Annotated in this window: 20 protein-coding genes; 9 read left to right on the top strand and 11 right to left on the bottom strand. The window is 64.9% G+C overall.

The window, feature by feature from the left end; all coding sequences use genetic code 11:
- Positions 1-263 precede the first annotated feature (263 nt).
- The gene (gene flbT / locus AC5ZG1_RS09020; RefSeq protein ID WP_456643375.1) at positions 264-695 is read left to right on the top strand and encodes a flagellar biosynthesis repressor FlbT; all 432 of its coding nucleotides are present in this window, start codon (positions 264-266) and stop codon (positions 693-695) included.
- Between the two features lie 83 nt (positions 696-778).
- Here the strand turns inward: flbT and msrB are convergent, their stop codons facing one another.
- Together msrB and AC5ZG1_RS09010 are read right to left on the bottom strand one after the other, a co-directional pair.
- Positions 779-1,279 (bottom strand): peptide-methionine (R)-S-oxide reductase MsrB, encoded by a 501-nt coding sequence (gene msrB / locus AC5ZG1_RS09015; RefSeq protein WP_456643376.1) that lies wholly within the window; start codon positions 1,277-1,279, stop codon positions 779-781.
- Positions 1,280-1,352: 73 nt separating this feature from the next.
- Positions 1,353-2,828 carry an NAD(P)/FAD-dependent oxidoreductase gene (locus tag AC5ZG1_RS09010; protein WP_496132644.1) on the bottom strand — a complete coding sequence of 492 codons (1,476 nt, stop codon included), beginning with the start codon at positions 2,826-2,828 and terminating at the stop codon, positions 1,353-1,355.
- A gap of 94 nt (positions 2,829-2,922) precedes the next feature.
- Between AC5ZG1_RS09010 and AC5ZG1_RS09005 the strand changes: the two genes are divergently transcribed.
- Together AC5ZG1_RS09005 and AC5ZG1_RS09000 are read left to right on the top strand one after the other, a co-directional pair.
- Positions 2,923-3,465 carry a SixA phosphatase family protein gene (locus tag AC5ZG1_RS09005; RefSeq protein WP_208829151.1) on the top strand — a complete coding sequence of 181 codons (543 nt, stop codon included), beginning with the start codon at positions 2,923-2,925 and terminating at the stop codon, positions 3,463-3,465.
- Positions 3,466-3,522: 57 nt separating this feature from the next.
- Entirely contained in the window at positions 3,523-3,948 is a 426-nt protein-coding gene (locus AC5ZG1_RS09000) for a universal stress protein (RefSeq protein ID WP_028163586.1), read from the top strand.
- Here the strand turns inward: AC5ZG1_RS09000 and AC5ZG1_RS08995 are convergent.
- Positions 3,945-4,193 carry a DUF1127 domain-containing protein gene (locus AC5ZG1_RS08995; protein WP_130227039.1) on the bottom strand — a complete coding sequence of 83 codons (249 nt, stop codon included), beginning with the start codon at positions 4,191-4,193 and terminating at the stop codon, positions 3,945-3,947. The genes AC5ZG1_RS09000 and AC5ZG1_RS08995 overlap by 4 nt on opposite strands.
- A gap of 177 nt (positions 4,194-4,370) precedes the next feature.
- On the opposite strand from AC5ZG1_RS08995, the gene AC5ZG1_RS08990 reads away from it, so the two are divergent.
- Positions 4,371-5,714, top strand: coding sequence for an aminotransferase-like domain-containing protein (locus AC5ZG1_RS08990; protein ID WP_496132643.1), 1,344 nt, complete (start codon positions 4,371-4,373; stop codon positions 5,712-5,714).
- Between the two features lie 6 nt (positions 5,715-5,720).
- On the opposite strand, the gene AC5ZG1_RS08985 is transcribed toward AC5ZG1_RS08990, so the two are convergent.
- Positions 5,721-6,326, bottom strand: a complete 606-nt coding sequence (locus AC5ZG1_RS08985) for a hypothetical protein (protein WP_496132642.1) — start codon at positions 6,324-6,326, stop codon at positions 5,721-5,723.
- Positions 6,327-6,398: 72 nt separating this feature from the next.
- Here AC5ZG1_RS08985 and AC5ZG1_RS08980 point away from each other — a divergent pair, with 72 nt between their 5' ends.
- Positions 6,399-6,833: a hypothetical protein gene (locus AC5ZG1_RS08980; RefSeq protein ID WP_028163590.1), complete on the top strand. Its 435-nt coding sequence runs from the start codon at positions 6,399-6,401 to the stop codon at positions 6,831-6,833.
- Here the strand turns inward: AC5ZG1_RS08980 and AC5ZG1_RS08975 are convergent.
- The 3 genes from AC5ZG1_RS08975 to AC5ZG1_RS08965 form a co-directional block, all read right to left on the bottom strand.
- Positions 6,830-9,235 (bottom strand): bifunctional diguanylate cyclase/phosphodiesterase, encoded by a 2,406-nt coding sequence (locus AC5ZG1_RS08975; protein ID WP_496132641.1) that lies wholly within the window; start codon positions 9,233-9,235, stop codon positions 6,830-6,832. The genes AC5ZG1_RS08980 and AC5ZG1_RS08975 overlap by 4 nt on opposite strands.
- 147 nt (positions 9,236-9,382) lie before the next feature.
- Entirely contained in the window at positions 9,383-10,813 is a 1,431-nt protein-coding gene (locus tag AC5ZG1_RS08970; protein WP_496132640.1) for an MFS transporter, read from the bottom strand.
- 269 nt (positions 10,814-11,082) lie between these two features.
- The gene (locus AC5ZG1_RS08965; protein ID WP_496132639.1) at positions 11,083-11,589 is read right to left on the bottom strand and encodes a YciE/YciF ferroxidase family protein; all 507 of its coding nucleotides are present in this window, start codon (positions 11,587-11,589) and stop codon (positions 11,083-11,085) included.
- 393 nt (positions 11,590-11,982) lie between these two features.
- On the opposite strand from AC5ZG1_RS08965, the gene AC5ZG1_RS08960 reads away from it, so the two are divergent.
- Together AC5ZG1_RS08960 and AC5ZG1_RS08955 are read left to right on the top strand one after the other, a co-directional pair.
- Positions 11,983-13,068 (top strand): lysylphosphatidylglycerol synthase transmembrane domain-containing protein, encoded by a 1,086-nt coding sequence (locus AC5ZG1_RS08960; protein WP_130227044.1) that lies wholly within the window; start codon positions 11,983-11,985, stop codon positions 13,066-13,068.
- Positions 13,069-13,266: 198 nt separating this feature from the next.
- Positions 13,267-15,207 carry an SGNH/GDSL hydrolase family protein gene (locus AC5ZG1_RS08955; RefSeq protein ID WP_496132638.1) on the top strand — a complete coding sequence of 647 codons (1,941 nt, stop codon included), beginning with the start codon at positions 13,267-13,269 and terminating at the stop codon, positions 15,205-15,207.
- Positions 15,208-15,261: 54 nt separating this feature from the next.
- Here AC5ZG1_RS08955 and AC5ZG1_RS08950 read toward each other — a convergent pair whose 3' ends face one another.
- Together AC5ZG1_RS08950 and AC5ZG1_RS08945 are read right to left on the bottom strand one after the other, a co-directional pair.
- Positions 15,262-15,849 (bottom strand): DUF2147 domain-containing protein, encoded by a 588-nt coding sequence (locus AC5ZG1_RS08950; RefSeq protein ID WP_456643383.1) that lies wholly within the window; start codon positions 15,847-15,849, stop codon positions 15,262-15,264.
- 163 nt (positions 15,850-16,012) lie between these two features.
- Complete coding sequence (locus tag AC5ZG1_RS08945; protein WP_028163597.1) at positions 16,013-17,041, bottom strand: NAD(P)/FAD-dependent oxidoreductase; 1,029 nt, start codon at positions 17,039-17,041, stop codon at positions 16,013-16,015.
- 177 nt (positions 17,042-17,218) lie between these two features.
- Here AC5ZG1_RS08945 and AC5ZG1_RS08940 point away from each other — a divergent pair, with 177 nt between their 5' ends.
- On the top strand, positions 17,219-17,674 hold the full coding sequence (locus AC5ZG1_RS08940) for an acyl-CoA thioesterase (protein WP_463327702.1): 456 nt from the start codon (positions 17,219-17,221) through the stop codon (positions 17,672-17,674).
- 166 nt (positions 17,675-17,840) lie between these two features.
- On the opposite strand, the gene AC5ZG1_RS08935 is transcribed toward AC5ZG1_RS08940, so the two are convergent.
- Together AC5ZG1_RS08935 and AC5ZG1_RS08930 are read right to left on the bottom strand one after the other, a co-directional pair.
- Positions 17,841-18,161: a 2Fe-2S iron-sulfur cluster-binding protein gene (locus AC5ZG1_RS08935; protein WP_028163599.1), complete on the bottom strand. Its 321-nt coding sequence runs from the start codon at positions 18,159-18,161 to the stop codon at positions 17,841-17,843.
- A 127-nt stretch (positions 18,162-18,288) separates the two neighbouring features.
- Positions 18,289-18,678 (bottom strand): Hpt domain-containing protein, encoded by a 390-nt coding sequence (locus AC5ZG1_RS08930; RefSeq protein ID WP_496132637.1) that lies wholly within the window; start codon positions 18,676-18,678, stop codon positions 18,289-18,291.
- Positions 18,679-19,071: 393 nt separating this feature from the next.
- Between AC5ZG1_RS08930 and AC5ZG1_RS08925 the strand changes: the two genes are divergently transcribed.
- Positions 19,072-24,942 (top strand): apolipoprotein A-IV repeat region-like domain-containing protein, encoded by a 5,871-nt coding sequence (locus AC5ZG1_RS08925; protein ID WP_496132636.1) that lies wholly within the window; start codon positions 19,072-19,074, stop codon positions 24,940-24,942.
- Positions 24,943-24,990: the final 48 nt, after the last annotated feature.

Here is a 24,990-nt window from a genome sequence, read left to right as displayed (position 1 = left end):
CTTCCTGGTCGCATTTCTGGCCAGCAAACAGCGCGAAAATGCTACGCAGCGGCATAGTTATTCCGGAATACTACTGAATTTGCTGCGCCTTCGGACCGAAGGGCGAACACAGCAGGAATGGCGTTTACCAACTGTTAACCATGATCGGAAAGGATTGCGGCGCGATCGGCCGCCATCGGTCTTAACGGCGGACGCGCGCCAGACATGATTCGATTTCGTCGCAACGACGCATCGCGCGGGAATGGCGGCAGAGGAGAACGGGAATGGCATTGAAGGTCGAGCTGAAGCCGAACGAGCGGATCATCATCGGCTCCTGCGTGGTCACCAACACCGATCAGCGGGCTCGCCTCCTGATCGACGGCGACAGGATTCCGATCCTGCGCGAGAAGGACATTCTGACGCCGGAGACAGCCGACACGCCGGCCAAGCTGGTCTATCTCGCGGTGCAGCTCATGTATCTCTCGCCCGACCCGATGGCGCACCATCCGACCTATTTCAGCCTGGTGCGCGACATCATCACGGCGATGCCAAGCGGCTGGCCATTCATCGAAAACATCAACAACCACATCCTCAACGGTGACCTCTATCACGCGCTGAAGGAGTCGAAGAAGCTGATCGCACACGAAGAGGCCCTGCTGCAAAGCGCAAGGAAGCTCGACGCCCCCGCGCAGGAGGACGAGCGCAAGTCGGCGTGAGACGATCACACGATCGAGGAAAAAAGGCCTCCGAAAGGGAGGCCTTTTTTGTGTTCATTGCATCTGGCGTGATGAAGATAGATTCAGGTGGCCGAGGCGGTCGCCGGATGGAAGACCAGCGCAAAGCCATCCATGCAGTAGCGCAGACCCGTCGGCTTCGGACCGTCGTCGAAGACGTGGCCGAGATGGCCGCCGCAGCGCCGGCAATGCACCTCCGTACGCGCCATGCCGAAGGTGCGATCTTCCGTCGTGCCGACGGCGTTTTCGAGCGGCCGATAGAAACTCGGCCAGCCGGTCCCGCTTTCGAACTTGGTGTCGGAGGAGAATAGCGGCAGGTCGCAGCCTGCGCAGGCGAAGATGCCCTTGCGGTGCTCCTTCAACAGCGGGCTGGACCAGGGCCGCTCCGTGCCCTGCTTGCGCAGGATCTCATATTGCTGCGGCGTGAGCTGCGCGCGCCACTCGGCGTCGGTCTTCTCGATCTCGAATTTCTCGGCGGCCTGCGCCGGTGAACCACGCAGCCAGCGGAAAGCGGCGAGGCTGAACAGGCCGGCAACGGAAGCAAGCAGGAAACGGCGGTCAATCATGATGGTCTCCGTGGAGGCGGATGACGATTGTTCGCTGTCAGATACGGCACACCCGATTGCGACGTTACACCGGTCAGTCCCTGATCTCCTCACTTTTCTGCGAGCTTGAGCCATACGGCTCCTGCGGCACAGACGGTTGCGGGTGCGCAGTCCGCTGGCCACCAGGCGCCGGGCGGCGGCGCGGCGGCCGCGGCAGGGTGCCGTACTGGCGATTGGCCTCGGCGAGCCGTGCGTTGCGGACGCGCTCCTTGGCGCGCACGCCCTCCCGATAGCGCGCCAGTGCGTTGGCGGCGGCGGAGGCGCCCCGCCCCCAAAGGCTGATCAGATGCGCCGCGATGCGGCCGGTCGTCCCGCCCGCCCAGACCAGTTCGAACGGCGAGAACAGCCGCCAGCGTTCGTCGCCCCACAGGATGCTGCGTGCGATCAACAGCCCGGCCATTGCCGAGGTGTTCATGCCCTGCCGGCCAAAGCCACTTGCGACCCAGAGGCCTTTGCGCAGCTCGCCGATCTGCGGCATGCCATGCACGGTCACGCCAACGGCGCCGCCAAAGACATCGTCGATCGCGACCTTGCCGAGTTGCGGAAAGATGGTCGCGATGCGGCGCTGGATGGCGGGCGCGAAACGCTGCGGCTTCGCGTTCCATGTCGTCTCCGGGCTCGCCCACATCAGCCGGTCGCCATCGACGATTCGGAAATGATCGATGCCGTCGCTGTCGTTGACCGAGCCGTGAAAGGCGAGCGCCTCCGCGAGCCGTTCGCCAAGCGGCTCGCTCACCGCCGCATAGCGCCAGACAGGCAGCAGCGTGTCCGACAGGCGCTGGAGCGGCGCGCCGAGATGAACATTGCCGGCGAGCACAATATGGTTCGCGCGCAAGCGCGCCGAAGGCGTAACGATGCGCTTGCGGATGCCGGAGAAGTCGATGCTGACCACCGGCGTGTCCTCGAAAATGCGCGCCCCTGCCCGCTGCGCAAGCGCCGCCAAGCCATGCACATATTTGCGGCCGTCAACCTGAAACGCTTTGGGGTAGTAGATGCCATGGAAATAGCGCTTCGTCCTGATGGTGCTGCGCACACGGTCGACCTGCCAGCCCTCGACCTCGGTCTCGAAATCCTCAGCCAGCGTCTGCAGCCGGCTGATCAGGGTCTCGCCGACATCGACGGTGGAAACCTGCAGCGCACCCTCGCTGAACGCGATGCCCGGGATCAGTTCCTCGGTCGCGGTCGCGCGAACGTAATCGGCGCCGGCCTTCGACAGCGCCCAGAGTTCGCGGGCGTCTTCCAGGCCGACGCGTTCGATCAGCTCGGACAGCGGAAGATTGAATCCCGGCATCACCGTGCCGAACTGGTTACCGGAGGCGTTCCAGCCGACCTGGCGGCCTTCGAGCACCGCAACGCTGGCGCCAAGCCGCGCCGCTTCCCGCGCCACGGTCAGTCCGGCAAGCCCAGCCCCGACCACGCAGATATCGACGTCCAGCTCGACCGAAAGGCGCGAGGGGAACGGCATCGCAGCATCGCGATCGTCGGTCGCACTTGTGGAAGTCTCGCTCATGTCGTTTTCTTACGGACCGCGACACGGCTTGTCACCTTGTCGCGGGCATGAGCATGTAAGATTAATCCAGAACACGCCGAATTGAGATTGCGCCATGCGCCGTTTGATGCTGTTGCGTCACGCCAAGACCGAAACCGAATCGCCCACGGGCCAGGATCACGACCGGCGGCTCGACGAGCGCGGCCACCGTGATGCCGCGGAGATCGGCGCCTGGATCGGCCGGCATCCGCCATTTCCTGACCGCGTGCTGGTCTCGCCCGCGGTCCGGGCACATCAGACCTGGGAAGTCGCCTGGCAAGCGATGAAAGGGCTCGTATCGCCGCCAGACGTCGAGTTCCTACCGGAACTCTACGGCGCCGATCCGACCGACCTGCTGCACACGATTCGGATGGCTTCGGTCAGCGACCCCAAGCGGCTGATGCTGGTCGGCCACAATCCCGGCATGCATGAGCTTGCCCTCACCCTCATCGGCAGCGGCGACGCATCTGCGAAGAAAGCGCTCGATCACAACCTGCCAACCTCCGGTCTTGCGATCTTCGACTTCCCGACGCACGACTGGACCGACGTGGCGTTCCGTCGCGGCAAGCTCGTACAGTTTGTCAGCCCGAAACTATTGAAGCAGACTTCGGACGACTAGAGGCAGGCGCGGGAATCGCCGCTTGCCGTGTCAATGTTGAGCGGACAGGAGGCGTGGATGTTCAAGTCCATTCTGGTGCCGATCGATTTGGCCGACACCGATCTGGCGAAGCCCGCGATCGCGACAGCGGCAACGCTCGCGGAAAACTGGAGGGGTACGGTACGCCTGCTCAACGTGCTGCCGATGACACCGGTGATGCTGGCCGAATATGTGCCGGCCGATTTCGATACCCAACAGCGGCAGACCTCCGAGGAAGCGCTGGCGATCGTGGCCCGGGAAAGCGGCATCGAGCCATCGCGCATTTCCAGCGTGGTGCGACAGGGCGGCATCTATCACGAGATCCTAGAGGAAGCGGCGGCAATGCACGCCGACCTTATCGTGATGACCTCGCACCGCCCAGCGATGCGCACCTATTTTCTCGGCTCCAATGCCGGCCATGTGGTGCGCTACGCAAAATGCTCGGTGCTGGTGGTGCGGCACTAAAATGCTTTCGAGCCGAGCTTTCCCATCGCGGGATTGAGCGCGCCGCCAACGGCGGCCTCGATCTGGCAGCGTGAGATGCCGATGTCGCGCAGCGCGCGGTCATCCAGTCCGCGAAGTGTTTTGATGGCGGCGCGGCGCTCCAGATAGGCGAGCAGCGCGTGCGCGCCCGCTTCGATCCGGCGAACCAGCCCGCCTGAAGCGCCCGGCTGCGCGGGCCGGCCTGCGGCTGAGGATAGCGTCGACATCGTCTTCTCTCCGGCTTTCTCCCGCGCGGCAAAGCGATGCCGTCGGCGCAAATGCTGTCGCAGCGCCGTATTGACCTCGGATTGCTTGCGCATCCTCAGTACAATCGTAGGATTGATGCCCCCTAGATGATCCGGTAATTATCTCGGTTCAAGCGAAACATTGTCCTCGGTGCAATAATGTCGAAGTTCGAATATTTGCGGCTTGCCGACGCCATCGCCGCCGAGATCGCCGGCGGCGCGCTGAAACCTGGCGACCGCCTGCCGCCACAACGCAGTTTCGCCTATGAGCGCAAGATCGCGGTGTCGACCGCGAGCCGGGTCTACACCGAGCTGTTGCGGCGCGGTCTCGTCGTCGGCGAAGTCGGCCGCGGCACCTTCATTTCCGGCGACGCGCGAGGCAGCATCGCGCCGTCGCCCGAGGCGCATGGCGCGCGCATCGACATGGAATTCAACTATCCGCTGCTGCCGCAACAGGCAGCGATGATCGCGAAAAGCCTGCAAGGGCTGGAGCGGACAGAGGCGCTCGAGGCCGCATTGCGGCCGTCGACCAGCACGGGCACGCAAGCCGTGCGACAGGTCTCGGCGGCGTTCCTTGCCCGCAAGAACTGGTCTCCCGGCGCCGAGCAGATCGTCTTTACCGCCAACGGCAGGCAGTGCATCGCGGCCGCGCTCGCCGCGCTGGTGCCGCCGGGCGGGCGCTGCGGCGTCGAGGCGCTGACCTATCCCTTCATCAAGGGCATCGCGGCGCGGCTTGGCGTGACGCTGGTGCCGCTTGCGATGGACGAGCATGGCGTGCGGCCCGATGCGGTGCAGAAAGCGCACCGCGAGGCGCATCTTTCGTCGCTCTATCTGCAGCCGACCATTCAAAACCCGCTGGGCATCACGATGCCGGCCGCGCGGCGCACCGATCTGCTGCGCGTGGTCGAGAAGCTCGACCTCACCATCATCGAGGACACGGTCTACGGATTTCTCGACGATGAGCCGCCGCTCGCTGCGCTGTCTCCCGACCGCTGCATCGTGCTCGACAGCCTCTCGAAGAAAGTCGCACCCGGGCTTGCGCTCGGCTTCATCGTGTCTCCGCTACGGCTGCGCGAGATCATCATGGCATCCGTCCGCTCCGGCGGATGGACGGCGTCAGGCTATGCGTTTGCTGCCGGGCAGCGGCTGATGGGTGACGGCACCGTGTCCGAGCTCACGCGGCTGAAGCGGATCGACGCGGCGCGCCGCCAGCAGATGGCCGCAAAATTGCTCGCCGGGTTCGAAATCCAGGCCAATACCAAGGCCTATCATCTCTGGCTGACATTGCCGCCGCATTGGCGCTCGCAGACTTTCGTAGCCGCAGCCGCCCGTCGCGACATCGCGTTGACGCCGTCCACGACCTTCGCGGTCGCCCCGGGACATGCACCCAATGCGGTCCGCCTGGCGCTGGGCGCGCCGACGCTGGAGCAGCTCGAAACCGGACTCCGGGCGCTATCGGGCATCTTGATTGCGAAGGAAGAAGATTTTGACGCGACCGAGTGAAGCGAGCTACGGCAGCAATTTATCCGGCAGATGATCGAAGCTGTAGCTGCGCGGCCGGTTGCGGCCGACGAAGCCGCCGATCTGCCAGGCGAACAGGACGGCGAAGCCGATCAGAAACAGCACGGCGACGAATTCGCCGGTGAACAACGCGCGCAGCAAAAGCCCGATCATCGCGACCGCCAGCACCGCCAACACCGCGAGCGCGGCCGCATAGGTCGCACGCCCGAGCCCGCCTGTCAGCACCGCCTTGCTGCCGGCCGCCTTCATCCGTCGGTGCAATTCCTCGATGAAGGCACGGTAGCCGTGGTCCTGCGGCGCCATCAGTGTCGCGGTCTGCCAGGTGGTCGAGAGGATGGCGAGACGTCCGCCATTGGTATTCGCAATATCGGCACGGAAACGGCGCGACTGCATCGACACCGGACGGTATGAGAGGCGGACCGCCGAGATATCGCGATAAGGCCAGACGCCGGAACGGCCGGCGATCCGCCACGACAATCCGGCATCGGTCAATTCGAATTGATGCGCCGATCCGATCAATGATGCCTTGTAGGCATAGCGCGTCGGTGTGCCCTCGCCTGGCTCCGCGCTATTGTTGGCTGATGATTTCGGCAAATTCCACAACCCGGACCAATCGACTGACCGCGCCGCTTGCGCGGCGCGCCGGCTTCATCCTACAAGCAGACCATGGACGAGACGACCTCTTTTCCACGCCACCTGATTCTCGGCGGCGCCATGCTTTCCGGCGTGCTGCTGGCGCTCGCCGTGCACATGCTGGGCATGCGCTACGGCCTTGATCTTGGCGGGCTGTGGCGCTCCGACACGCACGAGACCATGCCGGCGGGCGCGGCGATCGCCTGGTGGCTGATCGCGACGGTGGCGTTCTGTGGCGGCTACTTCACCGCAAACCTGATGCACAGCGCCGTCGCCGGCGAGATCCCGCCGCGGATGCGGCAGTTCCTGATCGCCGTCGGCGTCCTCATTCTCGCCGGCGCCGGCCAGGTGGCGTCGGCACCGAGTTCAATCTCGACCATCTCGATCGTGGAGGCCGGCCTCGCCGCGCTATGCCTCGGCGGTGCGATGGCGTTTTGCGGCGCGCATTTTGCGCTGCGCAGGAGTTAAGCGCTCAGGCGCTGCGGCGACCTTTCCGCCAGGATTTTCATCACCTCGGCGACGGGACGCGGCGCGCTGAACAGATAGCCCTGCGCCTGCGTGCATCCCTCGCGACGCAGCAGTTCGAACTGCGCATCGGTCTCAACACCCTCCGCCGTGGTGACGATGCCGAGACTCTTGCCGAGCCCGGTCACGGCGCGGACGATCGCCATGGAATCTTCCCGCGTCGCGAGGTCGCTGACGAACGAGCGATCGATCTTGATCTTGTCGAACGGGAAACTGCGAAGATAGCTCAGCGACGAATAGCCGGTGCCGAAATCGTCCAGCGAGATGCGGATGCCAAGCGCGCGCAGTTCGTGCAGCACAGCGAGCGTCGCCTCGCTGTTCTGTAGCAGCACCGTCTCCGTGATCTCGAGCTCGAGCCGATGCGCAGCAAGGCGGGTGTCCTCAAGCGCCGCCTTCACAGATGACACCAGGTTCGGGTTTTTGAACTGGATCGGCGACAGATTGACCGCGACCGCGACGTCCTGCGGCCAGGCAGCCGCATCCGCGCAGGCCTGGCGCAGCACGAATTCCCCGATCGGAACGATCAGTCCGGTTTCTTCCGCAAGCCCGATGAAATTGCCCGGCGGGATCAGCCCGCGCAGCGAATGTTTCCAGCGCAGCAAGGCCTCGCAGGCGACGATCCGGTCGTGGGCGACGTCGCGGATCGGCTGATAGTGAACTTCGAATTCATCACGCTGCAGCGCCTTGCGCAGGTCGAGCTCGAGCATGCGCCGCGCTTGCGCGCGTGCATCCATCCCGGTCTCGAAGAAGCGATAGGTGGCGCGGCCGTCCGCCTTGGCACGGTAGAGCGCGAGATCGGCCTTCTTCAACAATTCGTCCGGATTTTTGCCGTCCTCGGGCGCCAACGAGATGCCGATGCTGACGCCGATCACGAGCTGATGGCCGCCGATGTCGTAAGGAGCCGCGATTTTCTCGACGATGAGGCTCGCGAGCGCGGCCACCACCGATGGGTCGCAATCCCCGCAGAACTGCACGATCGCGAATTCGTCGCCGCCGAGCCTGGCCACGGTATCGTTCTCGGTGACGCATTCGCCGAGCCGCTGCGCGACCGCCTTGAGCAGCGCGTCTCCGACGGGATGGCCGAGCGAATCGTTGATGATCTTGAAATGATCGAGATCGAGGCAGAGCACCGCGAGCTGGTCGCTGCGCCGGGCGAGCCGCAATCCCTTTTCGAGCTGTTCGCGGAACAGCGTCCGGTTGGGCAGATTGGTCAGCGCATCATGGCGCGCCATGTGCGAAATCCGCTCCTGCGCCTGCTGCCACTCGGTGATATCCTCAAAGGTCGCGACCCAGCCGCCGCCTTTCATCGGCTGATCGACAACGCGGATCGAGCGGCCGCCCCTGGTCACCACCTTGGTCACGGTGTGGCCGGCGCTGGCTTCCGCCATCACATCGGCGACGAACTGATCGGGATCGCCGTCCCATTCGCCGTTCAGCTTCTGGTCCTGCAGGACGTCGCGCAGCAGGCGGCCCCGCAGCGGAATGCTGGACCGGCCCATCATCGCGCCGTAACGGTCGTTGGCCAGGAGGATGCGGCCATTCGCATCGAACATGCACAAGCCCTGCGACATGTTGCCGAGCGCGGTGTCGAGCAGAACCTTCTGCTGGCGCATTTCGCCCTTGGCACGACGGTCGAGCATGGCCGCAACCAGCGTGATCCCGAGAAACGCGAAGGTCACGATCGCCGTCAGGGAGGAAAGCGCGACCGGCGAAATCGACATCTGGTCAACGGCGACGCTGGGATCGGGAATGACGGTCATTGCGCCCATTCCAGTGAAATGGAGCGAGAGGACGGCCAGCGTCAGCAGTGCGGTCGCGCCGATGCCGTGGTTGCGATCATCGCTGCGCGTCGCAACCACGAGCGCCAGCCCCGCGAACAGGCTGCCGATCAGCACCGAACCGAGCACGATGCCGGGCGACCATTCGACGCGCGCCGGAAATGCAACGGCCATCATGCCAACGTAGTGCAGGGCGGCAATGCCAAGGCCAACGATCGCGCCGCCAGCTGCTGCCGTCGAGACGCGGTTGTTCAGCAATGCAATCGTCAAGCCTACCGTCGCGATCGACACCCCAAGGGCCAGTGACAGCAGGGTGAGCGGAATGTCGTATCCGACGCCCATGCCGGGCTGATAGGCCAGCATCGCAATGAAATGCGTCGCCCAGATCCCGCAGCCGCCGGCCACCGCATCCAGCCCGATCCAGACCACCCGCGGAAGCCCTTGCGACGCCCTGGCCCGGTGAAACAGGCTGATCGCGACCGCGCCGGCGAGCCAGCAGGTCGTCAGGGCAAGGATGACGAACCGCCAATCGTGCTGCGTCGTCAGGCAAATCAGGACTTGGTACATTGCAGTTCCCCTATCGCGCCGTACCAGCCCTCCAGTTGGTGGATTTGGGGTAACCGCAGCGGAACTCGTTCCGCTGATGGTGAACGAAGTTTTGAGCCGGCGACAAAAATCGGCTCAATCCGCAACCGGCGCGCGTGATGATGCAGGTCACGTCGTCGCCCGGTCCCGCCACATGGCGCCGAGCATGATCGCGGCAGCGGCCGCAAGCAGCAGGCCGGCCGAGATCAGCAGCGAGGCGTGCAGGCCGGCGATGAACGCTGTGGACCGGCCGACCAGCGAGCCGAACAGCGCGACACCGAGCACGCTGCCGGTCTGCCGGGTCGCATTGAGCACGCCGGCTGCAATTCCCGAGCGCGACTTCTCGACGCTGCCAAGCAGCGTCGACGTCAGCGGCGGGACCAAAAGACCGAGCCCGCTGCTCATCGCGATCAATTGCGCACAGATCGCCCAATAGGCAGTGTCAGGCCCCAAGCCGAGCAAGGCCAAACATCCCGCGGCCGACAGCAGCGCACCGCCGCCGATGGTCGCGGGCGCGCCGATGCGCTCGCTGATGCGCGGCGCGATCAGATTGACGGGCAGCACCGCGCCCATCATCGGCACGAAGGCCAGCCCGGTCTGAAATGCCGACAGGCCGTTGATCTCCTGGAAATACAGGCTCAGCACGAAGATCAGCCCGTACAGGGCCACGTTGACGAGGAGACCGACGAGCGACGTCGCCGCGAACATTCGCTGTCTGAAGAGCGACAGCGGCAGCATCGGTTGCGACGCATGGGCTTCGCGCCAGACGAACAGCGCGCTCAGCACCGCGGACGCAGCAAAGCCTGTGAGCACGAACGGATCCTGCCAGCCGCGCGCGCCGCCCTCGATGAGGGCGCCGGCGAGCGCGCCAAGCGCCGTGATCGCCGCGATTTGACCAGGCAAATCGATCTCGCGCGAAAGCGAGCGCGTGGTCTCATCGGCATAGCGGAAGGCCAGCCAGAGGCCGGCAAGGCCGATCGGCAGGTTGACCAGGAAGATCGCGCGCCAGCCGATGAGCGCAATCAGTGCGCCGCCGAGGAAGGGCCCTGCCGTCAGCGCCACGCTGGCGCCGGCCGCCCAGACCGCGACGGCGCGGCCGCGCGCCTTCTCATCCGGATAGGCATGGTTGAGCAGCGCCAGTGAATTCGGCACCAGGATCGCGGCCGCCAGTCCCTGGATGCAGCGGGCCGCGATCAGCACCGGTGCGTCCGGCGCCAACGCACAGGCAAGCGAGGCGGCGGTGAACAGCGCGAAGCCGGCCATGAAGACCCGTTTGGCGCCGATGCGATCGCCGAGCGCACCGGCCGTCAGAATGAAGGCGGCAAAGACGATGGTGTAGGCGCTCACCACCCATTGCAGCTCGGACACGCCACCGCCAAGCGCACCGCCGATCGCATGCAGCGCAGTGTTGACGATGGTGACGTCGAGCTGCACCACCCCGTAGCCAAGGCTCATCGCCGCAAGCGTCAGCGAGGCGGCGAGCCTCGAGGGCACGGGTTTTTCGGCCGGACGGGACGGCACATCAGCATATTGTCGGATCTTGAGCGGCAGGTCTTGCATGGATCACCTCGGCGGAGAGCCAACACCAGACATAGCCCGTCGTTTCGCGAATACAGTTCGGTACCGATCGAAGAGTGACAGCGGACAGCAGCGACCGGTACAAAAAGCCGCACCGGATTATTCCGGCGCGGCTTTTTGCCTCAATCTCCGAAATGCCGGGGGCGATCCGGACCCACCGGAACCGGATTTCGCCCGGTGAGCCAGACGTTAGCCCGAAAATCACACACTCTGATGAGCTGCAGCCCAGTCAAACGTGGCCGGATCGTGATCTAGCTCGCCGCCCTGAGATTGACCTTGCCTTCGGCGATCGAGGTCAGCTTCTTGTCGGTGGTTTTTTCCTCATCCAGCGTCTTCTGCAGGATGGAAGCGCAGTCGTTGCGGCCGAGCTGCCGTGCCCAGGCGATCAGACTGCCGTAGCGGGCGATCTCATAATGCTCGGCGGCCTGTGCGGCGTTGATCAGCGCGGCGTCGAGCACGTTCTTGTCATCCACCTCGCCGGCCACGTCCTCGGCTTCCTCGATGATGCCGTCGATCGCCGGGCAATCGACCGCCTTCACTTGGGCGCCATGCATCTGGAATACCTGCTCCAGTCTCTGCACATGCGTTTTGGTTTCATCCAGGTGGGTCAGAAATCCCTGTTTGAGCTGCGGATCGGAGGCCTTTTTGGCCATCTTCGGCAGCGCTTTCACAAGTTGTTGCTCGGCGTAATAGATGTCCTGCAATTGGTGCACGAACAAGTCATTCATGCTCTTGATGTCTTTACTGAAGAGTCCCATTGCGCGTATCCCTTGGTTCTGGGAACATGGCGCGCGCCCACCTTGTCGTCCCCCGCAAAACGCCATGTTCTGGTTGCTGATACCTGCGCTAACAGGCTGGATGGAGAGACGTTCCGGCGAAACGGCAAGAACCGGGGACGGAACAGCGGAACGCTGCGACGAAATTGAACCGACGGGACCGCCGGCGGCGACTCACATTTTCCAATACCCAGACATATGTACCGCGTATGACAGAAATCACGAACGAAGGCGGACCCGTGGCTTGTCAAGGGCTGCACAAATCTACCGTTTTGCCTTATGGGTGCTGGGGCACGGTGCGTTTGACCGTCACCCGTTATCCCATGTGACCATGTAACGGGCCTTCTTTAGAATGCCGCCCCGCCGGGAGGACGAATGCATCGGCTGCTGACCGCGCTTGGGCGTGGCTTCAAGGAAAAGATCGGCTGGAAACGGCTGGGGATCGCCGCGAGCGTCATCATCATCGTCTTGGCGGTGACCCATCTGGTCCGGACCTTGAAGGGCGTCGATACCGCCCTGGTCCTGACGGCGTTGACCGAGATCGCCCCGCACCGCATTGCGCTTGCCGCGCTGTGCGTGGTCGGTGCCTTCTGCACGTTAACCTTTTACGACTTCTTCGCGCTGCGAACCATTGGCAAGACCCACATCCCCTACCGCATCGCGGCGCTGTCCAGCTTCACCAGCTACACTATTGGTCACAATATCGGCGCCACCGTCTTCACCGGCGGCGCGATCCGCTTTCGCATCTATTCGGACTACGGCCTGACCGCGATCGATGTCGCCAAGATCTGCTTCCTCTCCGGCCTGACCTTCTGGCTCGGCAATCTGTTCGTGCTCGGGATCGGCATGGTCTGGCACCCCGGAGCGGCGTCCTCGATGGACCTGTTGCCGGAAGCCATGAACCGGCTGATCGGAGTGGGCTGCCTCGCCGGCATCGGCGCCTATCTGGTCTGGCTCGTGACCGGCACCGGCCGCCGCGAGCTCGGCCAGAACGGCTGGAAGGTGGTATTACCGTCCGCGAAGCTGACGCTGGTGCAAATCCTGATCGGCGTCGTCGACCTCGGTTTCTGCGCGCTCGCGATGTATCTGTTGATGCCGACCGAGCCCTATATCGATTTCGTCTCGCTGGCCGTGGTGTTCATCCTGGCCACCCTGCTCGGCTTCGCGAGCCACGCGCCGGGATCGATCGGCGTGTTCGACGCCGCGATGCTGGTGGCGCTGCCGGACTTCTCCAAGGAGCAGTTGCTGGCCACGCTGGTCGTGTTCCGCATCCTGTACTTCCTGATCCCCTTCGGTATCTCGATCTCGATCATGGGGGTGCGCGAGCTGTGGCTTAACGTGGTGCAGCCGTGGCTCAGCCGGCGCAAGCTCAATGATCCGCCTTTCAGAGCGGAGACCGCCGAGGTTACCGTGCGGCAATCGGTCGAGAGCCGGCCACGGATCAAGCACCTGAAACGGTAACAGCGACGTTATCTGGAGCATGATCCGGAAAAGTGGGAACCGGTTTTCCCTCGCGACAAACGCGAAGCGTTTGCGCGCAAAGCGATGAGATCACAATCCGATTCCGTCCAATCGGATCATGATCTCGGCGCGTTATTCTTTCTGGCTAATTCGGCGCGGCTCTCTTATTTCTGCCCCACCGATGCCGTCAAACGCGCCATGGTCAAAATTCTGTTCCGTTCGATCGTTTCCGCCGCGCTGCTGGCGGTCGCGCTGCTGAGCCAATCGGCCGAAGCGCAGACCGCGGCCCAACAGCCGCTGCAGATCTCGTGGGAAGTCCGCAACCGCTTTCGCCTGTTCCGCGAGGAGCGCGACTTCCTGCTGCAGACCGAAGCCGGGAGCGGCCGCAGCGTGCTCGCCGCCGAGCAGGCGCTGGAATTGCAGAGCGACGGCCGCGGCTGGGCGCGCAACACCGTCAACCGGCTCTGCATCGACCTCGCCGGCCGCGTCAACGAGCCCTGCACCCGCGATAACGTCAAGGAAAGCTACCTGACGCCAACAGATCACCCGATCACGGTGCGATTGGTCGGGCCGATTCCGGTCGGCGCCACCTGCGCCTGGTCGTTCGACGACGGCGACGGGCCACAGACCTCCGCCTTCGACTGCGCCGAACCGGTGAACCTGCGCGTCCGCTACGGCCGCACGACCATGGCGACCGTCGACGTCTCCGCGGGTTCGGATCCGGCCCAGCGCGTCTCCACCGAGATCGCCGTGCGCGATATCTTCATCGCAGGGCTCGGCGACAGCATCGCCTCCGGCGAGGGCAATCCGGACCGTCCGATTGCGCTGGCGGAAGAAGGCTTCTGCTTCCGCTCCTATCTCGGCACCGCGGGCGAGCAATATTACCGGCCGAGCCGCGCCGGCTACAAAGGCGGACGCGCCTGCGAAGCACCGGACTTCCTCTCGGTATGGCAGAAGCACAGCGCGCTGTGGTTCAACGCGGCCTGCCACCGCTCGCTCTACAGCTACCAGACCCGCACCGCGCTCGCGCTCGCGGTGAACTACCCGCACATCGCCGTGACCTACCTGCCGCTCGCCTGCACGGGAGCAACCATCAATGACGGGCTGTTCGGCTCACAGCAGGCCCGCGAGTGCCTGCCGAGCAAATCGGGCAACACCTGCTCGGGCACCGTCAACGGCCAGCTCGCCGAATTGCGCGATGCGCTCGCGGCAGCCAAGCGCCGCCAGCCGGATCGACAGCTCGACCTGCTCCTGCTCTCGATCGGTGCCAACGATATCTACTTCTCCGGCCTCGTCGCCAATGTGATCGTCGATGCCGGGACAGAGCGCGCGCTGTTCCGGCGCGGTGGCGTCATGGCGTCTGTCGACGATTCCCGCGATGCCCTGCGACGCACATTGCCGCAATCCTTTGCCAAGCTGCGCGAGGCGCTAAGGCCGCTCGTCGGCGGCGATCTTTCGCGCGTGATCTATACGGCCTATGCCAATCCGGGGCTGTCGGAGGGCGGTGTCCCCTGCCCCGGCGGCCGCGCCGGCTTCGACATCCATCCCTCCTTCGATGCCGCGCCGCAGCGGCTTGGTCCGGTGGTCGGCTATGTGCAGGACGAATTCCTTCCGGCCTTGAAGGCGCTGGCGCTGTGCCAGTCGGGCGTCCTCTGTCGTAATCCGCGTGCCGACCGCATGACCTTCGTCGACGCCCATCAGGACGCGTTCGCGATGCATGGCTTCTGCGCGCGCGGCGCCACCGATCCGGAGTTCGACCGGCAATGCTTTGCGGCCAATGGCGAGAGCTTCAATCCTGACATCGTCACCGCCGCCAGCCAGCCGATGCTCTGCGGCCGCAGCGCCTCGGAATATCGCGCCTACCTGCCGCGCGCCCGCTGGGTTCGCGACGCCAATGACAGCTACTTCACCGCGATGACCTATCCGCAGGCGCTGCCATCCTCGATGCAGCCTTCGGACATCCATGATGCGACCTGGGGCCTGCTGTCGGCCGTCTACGGCGGCGCGGTGCATCCGACCGCCGAAGGCCACGCCGCGATGGCGGACGCCGCCCTCCCCGCGGCGGCCGGAGTGCTGCGACTCGACGTCGGCGTGGGCGAGGTGATCTCCGAACCGGTGCAGCCGATCGGCAGCCGCTAAAGCGCTTTCGAGCGAGGTGGGAATGTCGGCTCTAATTCAATCAGAACCGAAGCTTTAGCGCGAAGGCGCGCCGGCTGGACCGACGTTCTTCTTCGTGGCGGCCGGCACCGGAGGCTTCATCGCCGCCGCCTGAGCCGGCAGATATTTCGCGACGATGGCGGGATCGAGTTGCGCGATCGCCGTATCAGGCAGGCGGTACCAGACCTCGTCCTTGCCGAACAGCGAGATGCCGATGTAGCCGCGCATCGTCAATTCCTTGCCGTCGGGACTGACGCTCATCTTGGCCTTGTAGATACTGCCGTCGCGCGGATCGAGTACGTTGCCTTCCTCATACTTCAATCCGGCGCGCTTCATGTTGCGGATGAAGGGAATGCCAAGAAGTGGCGCGTTCTTGCGGTCGTCGGTGCATTTCGTGCAGGCCTCGGTGACGGGCTCGCCGGGCCTCGGGAATGTCTTCGCCATGATGCCTTCGAAGACGCCGTTATGGTCGACGAACAGCACCCAGATCACGGGCCTGCCGTCCTCGACCTTCTGCCACAGCCCCGCCGCCGACGGCTGCTGCGCCTGCGCCGGCAGGGCGGCCGCCAGGAGCGCCATGATAACAGGCACTAGCAGCCGAAATCGAAATCGCCAATTTCGCATTGTCGTCACCCGACTAATTCAACGAACGAATGAGCGAAGACTACGGCCATTTCGCGGAAGGTTCCAGTGGCAGGGCAGAACGATGCAAATGGCCGCAGCGGCCGCTCCGCGGCCTGACCGACGATATTTTGACTGAAATCGACCAAACATATGTTGATTGGAATCAACCGACGCCGAGTTTCTTCTGCAGGCTCGATGACGACGTCGTGTATTGGAACACGAGCCGCTTGTCCGGATAGACATAGCGGTGGGCTTTCTGCGCCATCAGCGCGCCCTCGTGGAAGCCGGACAGGATCAGCTTCAGCTTGCCGGGATAGGTGTTGATATCCCCGATCGCGAAAATGCCTGATACGTTGGTCTCGAAGGCGGCGGTGTCGACAGGCACCAGATTGTTCTCCAGCGCCACGCCCCAGTTCGCGACCGGACCGAGCTTCATCGTGAGCCCGAAGAACGGCAGCATGGTATCGCACTCGACCCTCGTGAGGGCGTTGTCGTTGCCCTTCACCGTCGCCGCCGCAAGCCTGCCCGCCTCGCCTTCGAGGCCGGTGACCTGGCCGAGCTTCAGGTCCATCTTGCCATCGGCAACGAGCGCACGCATCTGCTCGACGCTGTGGGGCGCAGCGCGGAACTCGTCGCGTCGATGCAATAGCGTGATGCGCTTGGCGATCGGGTGCAGGTTGAGGGTCCAGTCGAGCGCGGAATCGCCGCCACCGACAATCAGGATGTTCCGGTCGCGGAACTGCTCCATTTTCCGCACTGCGTAGAACACCGAGCTGCCTTCATAGGCTTCGATGCCCGGCACCGGCGGCCGCTTCGGCTGGAACGATCCGCCGCCGGCGGCGATCACCACCACCTTGCATTCGAACACCTTGCCCGCGTCGGTCTTCACGCGGAAGGCGGGATCGCCGACCTTCTCGATCGTCTCAACCATCTCGTTCAGATGGAAGGTCGGGTGGAACGGCTTGATCTGCTCCAACAGCGACTCCGTCAGCCCCTGGCCGGTGACGAGCGGGATGCCGGGAATGTCGTAGATCGGCTTCTCCGGATAGAGCTCGGCGCACTGGCCGCCGATCTTGTCGAGGATGTCGACCACATGGGTCTTCATGTCGAGGAGGCCCAGTTCGAACACGGCAAACAGTCCGCAGGGACCTGCGCCGATAATCAACACGTCCGTTTTGATCGCTTCGCTCATATCCGCTTCTTTGTCAGTTGAGTACGAAATGGGAAGGCTGCCGACCGAGCCAAGACGACCTGATCGGGAACGGCCTGATCGGGAACGCCATAATAGGGGCGGCAAGCGCCGCGGCAACCCCTTGCCGCAACTCGACAACTAGGCTGTAACGTGGCGAACGACCTGGAGATTGTGCAAGTGAATGCCCCGATCCGTTCCGACGCCACGCCGCGCCTGGAAGACTATCCCTATCGGCTGTCAGACAATGTGCGCTTTGCCGACCTCGATCCCAATGGGCACGTCAACAATGCGGTCTATGCGAGCTATTTCGAGACCGGCCGCGTCACGCTGATGAAGGATCCCAGCAAGGGATTGGTGCCGGAGGGGCTCGCCTGGATCATGGTGCGCCTCGACACCCATTTCCGCGCTGAGCTGCATTGGCCCGGCACGATCGAACTCGGGCTCGGCGTCGTGAAGTTCGGACGAACCTCGGTGACGTTCGATCAGGTGGTGTTTTCGCAGGGTCGATGCGTGGCCTCAGCGCAGGCGGTGACGGTGCTGATCGACGAAACCACGCGCAAGCCGGTTCCGCTGACGGATGAAGTGAAGGCTAACCTAAAGCCCTGGATCCGCCGCGGCCTTGATCTAGCCTAGTCTGGGTACGCTCTCGAGGCGAACGCCACTTTATCTCCTCATCCCGAGGAGCGCGAAGCGCGTCTCGAGGGACGAGGCCACCGGCGGGGCCTCATGGTTCTCAAGGCGATGCGAAGCATCGTCCGGGAGAGGCGCCTCCGGCGCTCCTCACCATGAGGGTCATGCTTCAAGCCTGCCGTTCCGGCGTCGTCACCACGAGCCCGTCGAGGTCGTCGGTGACCTTGATCTGGCAGGACAGACGCGAATTCGGCCGCACGTCGAAACCGAAATCCAGCATGTCCTCTTCCATCGGCGTGGGCGCGCCGACCTTCTCGCGCCAGGCTTCGTCGACATAGACATGGCAGGTCGCACAAGCGCAGGCGCCGCCGCATTCCGCCTCGATGCCCGGAACGCCGTTGCGGATAGCGCCTTCCATCACGGTCGCGCCGTTCTCCACCTCGATGGTGCGTCTTTCCCCGGAATGGTCGACATAAGTTATCTTGGCCATGATCGCTCGTGCTACCGGAATACGGATCTGGATGAGGTCCCCGGCAGTCCCTATAACGGGTCGATCCCGGGAGCGCCAGCGGCCGGGTGCCCTCACGCAAAACCTTTTGACGCGAATTTGTCGCCGGTCAATTCGGGCTTGAAGGGTCGCCGAGGATGGCCTCGATCCCGTTCCGCGCTTGCGCGACCGCGTCAGTGAGCACCGCCAGCGGCTCCGCCGGTTCGATGCCACTCGTCAGGACATGTTCCAGCCCGGCGGCGGCATCCGCGACAGCGAAAGCGCCGATCGCGCGTGCCGATCCCTTCAACTTGTGCGCCAGTTCGCGCGCATCCTGCGGAAGGGTGGCCAGGGCTGCGATCAGCTTGGCCGACTGCGCCACGAACAGCGAAAGCACCTCGCGCTCGAGAGCGGCGTCGCCGAGCGACATGCGCGCAAGATGTGCAAGATCGATCGGGCCGTCACCGGGGGAGAGCGGCGGCGAAGCTATCCATTGGGTCCGTTCGAGGTGACGCGGCATGGGCCTGATCCTAAGGACCGGCCACCACCTCCTTTTGGGTAGGGCCGTTTGGGCGTCACCCAATCACGGAAATAGTTAACGGATCGTTGGCCAAATTTGCCTCAACTTTGCCCTTTTTCAGACAAAGTAGGACCTCAATGGGCGTCAGCTCGCAGGATTTATGTGGAAGCATAAGGCCTTATGGCACAAACCTGTTAACGATGATTAAGAATGTCTTAATCGCGGCCATTTCATTCGCATCGCTCAACCAATAGGATGTTTCCGGATGTAGCGGACAAGCGGCCGACGGGCGTGCTTGCGTACCGCTTTACGGGGACGGGACGGCTCGAGCTTGCGGGGGACAATGTTCGCAAGATCGCCGACGCGTATTAGTTGAGAGGGCTCAGACTTAACATGGCGAACAATCCCAAGAAGGTGAAAGATCCCACCGAAGTCGCGCTGTCTGCCATTCAGGAAGCTCTGAACATCGGTGAGAACAGTGCCGAGCCCAACCGCGATGTGATCAGTACCGGTAGCGGCGAAGCCGCGCCGCCCGCGATCCCTGCTGCGACCACGCCCTTCCCCGAAACCCCGTTCGAGACGCGTCCAGTCGAAACACGTCCCGGCAACGAGCGATCGGTGTTCGAGCCGATCGAGGAGCAACGCGGCCCCCGGCGCGCCGCCAATGACGATCGCGAGGCGATCGGACAGCTCCTGCAGGCGCTGCAGAAGGGCAGCCCTGCCCGCAACGTCTACACCTTTGCGTCGATCTTCACCGGCGTCTGGCTGGTCGGCTGCGGCCTGCTCACGGTGAGCTTCCTGTCCTCGCTGCAGGCCGCGATCGGCCAGAGCGGCGGCGTCCTGGTGCTGGCAGGCCTCGCCTGCCTGTTCCTCGCGCCCGTGCTGCTATTCTACTTCCTCGCGAGTCTTGCCTGGCGCGGGCAGGAGATGCGGATGATCGCGCAATCGATGGCGCAGGTCGCGATCCGCTTCTCGGAGCCCGAAGGGGCGGCGAGCGATTCCATGGTCACGGTCGGACAGGCGATCCGCCGCGAGGTCGCGGCGATGGGTGACGGCATCGAGCGCGCGATCGCGCGCGCCGGCGAGCTCGAGACGCTGGTCGCCAATGAGGTCGCGGCGCTGGAGCGCGCCTATTCCGACAACGAGGTGCGCATCCGCGCGCTGTTGCAGGACATCGCCCACCAGCGCGACAATCTGGTCGGACAGGCCGAGCAGGTGCGCAGCGCCATTTCCGGCGTGCAGATCGACCTGCGCCACGACATCGCGCTGATCTCGGATGCGATCGCCTCGCGCGTCGACGAAGTCGCAAAGAGCATCACCGGCGCTCTGGAAGAGCGCGGCCAGCACATCACCCAGGCGTTGAGCCACGCCGGCGACAACATGATCCTCGCGCTCGGCGAGCGCGGCGGCGACCTGCTCGACCGGCTCGAGGAAGCCAGCTCCGAGACCACGCGCGCGGTGCTCGATGCCTCCGAGCGGCTGACGAGCAGCCTCAACTTCAAGACCGGCCACGTCCACGACGAATTCGTCGACCTCGCCGACCGCGTCCATGAGATGCTGAACGAGCGCATCGACCGCATCACCGGCGAATTTGAGCAGCGCGCCGTGAGCGTTGTCGAGGGCATCTCCGAGCGCACCGAACTGGCGCACGATTCCCTGAAGAATTCCTCCGACTCGCTCCTGCTCGAGCTCGAGCTGCGCAGTGGAGACCTCGTCACCAAGATCGACGAGGCCGGCAATCGGCTGGCCAGCCACATCATCACCTCCGGCGACAAGGCGAGCGAAGTGCTCGACGTCACCGTCAATTCGCTGGTTGCCAGGGTGGTGAGCCAGACCGAGACCGCACACGACTCGCTCTCGCTGCAGATGAGCGCCTTCGACGAACTGGTGAAAAACCAGGGCTCGGAACTGGCGGAGAAGTTCGCCCGCGACTCCGGCACGCTCGGCGCGCTGATCACCCGCCACATTGCGGAATTCGACCGCACCGTGAAGACGTTCGGCGGCGAGATCGTCGAGCGCATGGGCCAGCGCACCGAGGACATCGCCAACACCCTGAAAACCTATGTCGACAATTTCGACACCCGCCTCACCTCCAACAGCGGCGAGATCACGGCGACCCTCGACCAGCGCCTCCTGCAGTTCGAGACCACGCTCGGCGACCGTGTCAGCAGCCTCGACTCGTCGCTCGATAGCAAGCTCGCCATGTTCGACAGCGCGCTGAGCGGCCGCGTCAACACGCTCGACAGCTCGCTGGAGAACCGGCTCGGCACGCTCAACGCCTCGCTCGAGACCCGGCTTGGCTTCCTCGACAATTCGCTCGAGGGCCGCCTCAAATGGCTCGACGAGTCGATCGAGGGCCGCCTGAAGTCGCTGGAACAGACTTTCGACACTCGCACCAGCTCGGTCACGCAGACGATCGATGGCCGGCTCGGCATGCTCTCGACCTCGCTCACCGAAGGTGCGGCGCAGGCGATCCAGTCGATCGACTCCCGCCTCGGCCTGCTCACCTCCTCGCTCACCGACGGCGCCGCGCAGGCGATCGAGGCGCTCGATCGCCGCATCGCCAGCGTCACCGAAACCGTGGACGGCCGCAGCGCGCATCTGACCGACACCATCTCGGCCCGGTTCCTGGAAATCCACCACGGCATCGAGACCCGCGTTGGCGCCATCGCCGGCGACATCGACGCCCGCGTGGCGCAATTCGAGGACCTCCTGGGCTCGCGCGTCGAGGCGGTCGCGGGCCGCATCGAAAGCAGCGGACGCCAGGCCAGCGACGAGCTGATGGCGCGCGCTGAACTGCTCTCCTCCGGCATCAAGTCGCATGTCGAGGACGCCGAGCGCTCGCTCACCAATCTGGTGGTCAACACCAGCGAGACCATCCAGACCGGCGCGCGCACCGCGCAGCAGTCGCTGCTGACGGTCTCCTCCGACGTCGGCACCCAGCTCAAGCTCACCGCCGGCGAAGTCGAGGCTGCGCTGACCGCGGTCGGCTCCGGTGCCGCGAGCTCGATCCTGTCCAGCGCCCGCGATGCCCAGGCCTCGCTGATGGCGGCCACCGGTGAGGTCGCCTCCCAGGTCAAGGCGCTCTCGACCGATGTCGAGCGCACCCTGCAGACCGTCGGCAGCGCGACCGCCGCCTCGATCCTGTCGGGAGCACGCGAGGCACAGACCGCGCTGGTCAGCGCCTCCACCGACGCGGCAAGCCAGGTCAAGTTGCTGGCCGTCGACGTCGAGCGCTCGCTGACGCTCGCCGGCACCGCCACAGCCGAAGCCGTCACGGCCGGTGCGCGCGAAGCACAGAACACGCTGATCGCGGCATCGACCGACATCACGAACCAGATCAAGTCGCTGGCGGGCGATGTCGAACGCTCGCTCACGCTTGCGGGTAGCTCGACGGCGGAAGCAGTCGTTGCCAGCGCACGCGAGGCCCAGAGCGCGCTGACAACAGCCTCGACCGACATCACCAGCCAGGTGAAGGCACTCTCGGTCGATGTGGAGCGCTCGCTGTCTGCCGCCGGCACATCGACGGCCGAGACAGTCCTGAGCAGCGCCCGCGAGGCGCAGAACAGGCTCACGTCGGCCTCGACCGAGGCGGCAAACCTGGTACGAACGCTAACCGCTGACGTGCAGAGCTCGTTGGTCGCGGCCTCAACCGACGCTGCAAACGCGGTCACGACGCTGACTGCCGACATGCAGCGCTCGCTATCCATGGCCGGCACGGCGACCGCGGAGTCGATCACCTCAGGCGCACGCGAGGCGCAGAACACGCTGGTTTCCGCGTCAACCGAAGCCGCGAACACTGTCAAGGCGCTGGTCGCTGACGTGCAGCGCTCGCTGTCCATGGCCGGCGCTGCTACCGCGGAGTCAGTCACCTCAGGCGCACGCGAGGCCCAGAACACGCTGGTTGCCGCATCAACCGAAGCTGCAAACAGCGTCACGACGCTGGTCGCAGACATGCAGCGCTCGCTGTCGATGGCTGGCGCGGCCATCGCGGAGTCGATCACTTCGGCTGCCCGCGACGTTCAGACCACGCTGGTCACCGGATCGTCGGAGGCAGCCAACCACGTCAAGTCGCTGGCAATCGATATCGAACGGACGCTGACCGCAGTCGGCGCCGACACTGCCGCGGCCATCCTGAGCAGCGCACGCGAGGCGCAGACCTCGTTCGTGTCGACCTCGGCCGACGCGGCTGGTCAGATCCAGGCCATCTCGGTCCAGATCGAGCGCTCGCTCGCTGCCGTCACGGCGAACACCACCGACACGATTCAGACCTCGGCGCAGAACGCGCACAGTTCGCTGGTCGCCGCCGCCAACGAGGTCTCCTCGAAGGTCAAGACGACGTCCGCCGACATCGAGCGTTCGGTGCTCGCCGCCTCCAGCCAGTTCGGCTCGACCATGACCGGCAAGACCGACGAGATCGTCACCTATGTGCAGCAGCAGGCCGAGCGGCTGGCGCAGATGGTCGACACCAGGCGCGGCACGCTGGTGGAAGCGCTCACCAACAAGAGCGCGCAGCTCGCCACCGATATCGACCGCGCCACCGCGGACGCGCTGAAGTCGATCGAGATGCGCGGCCATACCTTCGCGCAGACGATGTCGAGCCACGGCGCCGAAGTCGCGCGCAACATCACCTCCGCCGGCGATCTTGCGACCGGCGCGGTGGCAAAGTCGCTGAAGGACCTCGAGCACTCCTCGCGCGCGGCGATCGACCAGTCGCGCCAGGTCTCGATTGCCGCCGTCACCGAGATGCAGGAGACCAGCAAGATCCTGCGCACGGATACGGTGGCGCTGTTCGAGCGGCTGCGCGAGGGCAACATCCTCTTGCAGGAGGTGCTCACCGGCGCCCATGACAACCTCAACTCGCTCGAGCGCGCGCTTGTGACCCGCGTCGCCGACTTCGTCTCGGCGATGAACGACGTCACCTCGCGCAACGGCATTGCGACCCAGACGCTGGAAGACCAGCTCACCGTGTTCAACAGCAAGACCCAGAAGGCGCTGGAGGACCTCGGCGAGCTGTCGACCCAGTTCGACACCCACGGCCGCGCGTTGGTCGAAGCCGCCGCATTGGTGGAGCAGAGCAACCGCAACACCACGGGCTCGATCGCCGAACGCAAGGCGACGCTGGAATCGCTGGTCACCACCATCGACCTGCGCACCACTGATCTCGACCAGCGGCTGTCGCGCTTCACCGGCCTGCTCGATGAATCGCTCGCCGCGGCCGAGGAGCGCGCCCGCGACATCGCCCGCGTGGTGGCGGAGACCGCCGGCGCCGGCTCTGCGGCGATCAGCCGCCAGTTCGAGGCCGTGCGCGCCGCGGCCGAGAACGAGCGGCAACAGACGCTCGACGCCATGAACGACCTGTACCAGCAGAGCACCCAGGAAACGGATGCGATGTTCAAGGAATCGACGGAGAAGTTCTCCGCGATGGTGCAGTCGATGAAGCAGATGGCGGCCGAGATGCACAACGAGCTCGAGGCCACCCGCACCGAGCTGCGCCGCGGCGTGCTCGAGATGCCGCAGGAGGCCGCGGAGAACACCGCGCAGATGCGCAAGGTGATCGTCGACCAGATCGAGGCGCTGGCCGAGCTCAACCGCATCGTGGCCCAGCACGGCCGCGGGCTGGACGTCGCGACCAACAGCCGGGTCAGCGTGCAGCGCCAGGACGAGACCGTGATGGTCGCTGCCGCTGGCGGTCGCACAAGCGATGTCCGCATGCGCGGCGGCGACTATGGCAGCGCATCGACCCTGCCGCCGCCGGACCTCGGCGTGCCGGCGCCGGCCTCGCGCCGCACCGAAGCGCCGCCGGTCACCCCGGCGACCCCGGACAACGGCCGGGACGGCTGGCTGTCGGACCTGCTCAACCGCAGCGATACCCCTGCCCCCGCGCCCCGCGAAGCGCCGCGTCCCCGTCCGCAGGCTGCCGCCGCCAATCCGCTGGAATCGCTGTCGCTCGACATCGGCCGGCTGATGGACCGCAACCTTGCGGCTGAGATGTGGGATCGCTACCAGCGCGGCGAGAACAAGGCGTTCAGCAAGCGGCTCTACACGCCGGCCGGCCAGAAGGCTTTCGACGAGGTCGCCCGCAAGTACCGCTCCGACCGCGGCTTCAAGCAGACGGTCGACCGCTACATCGCCGAGTTCGAGCGGCTGCTCGACGAAGTCGCCCGCGACGACCGCGGCCCGCAGTCGCTGCGCAACCATCTCACCTCGGAGACGGGGCTGGTGTACACGCTGCTCGCACACGCAGCGGGGCGGCTGGGATGAGACGCGAATAGCGATTGGCGAATAGCGAATAGAGAAATGGAGGCCGAA

The organism is Bradyrhizobium sp. Leo78, assembly GCF_059512425.1.
This window is presented reverse-complemented; position numbering and strand designations above follow the sequence as displayed.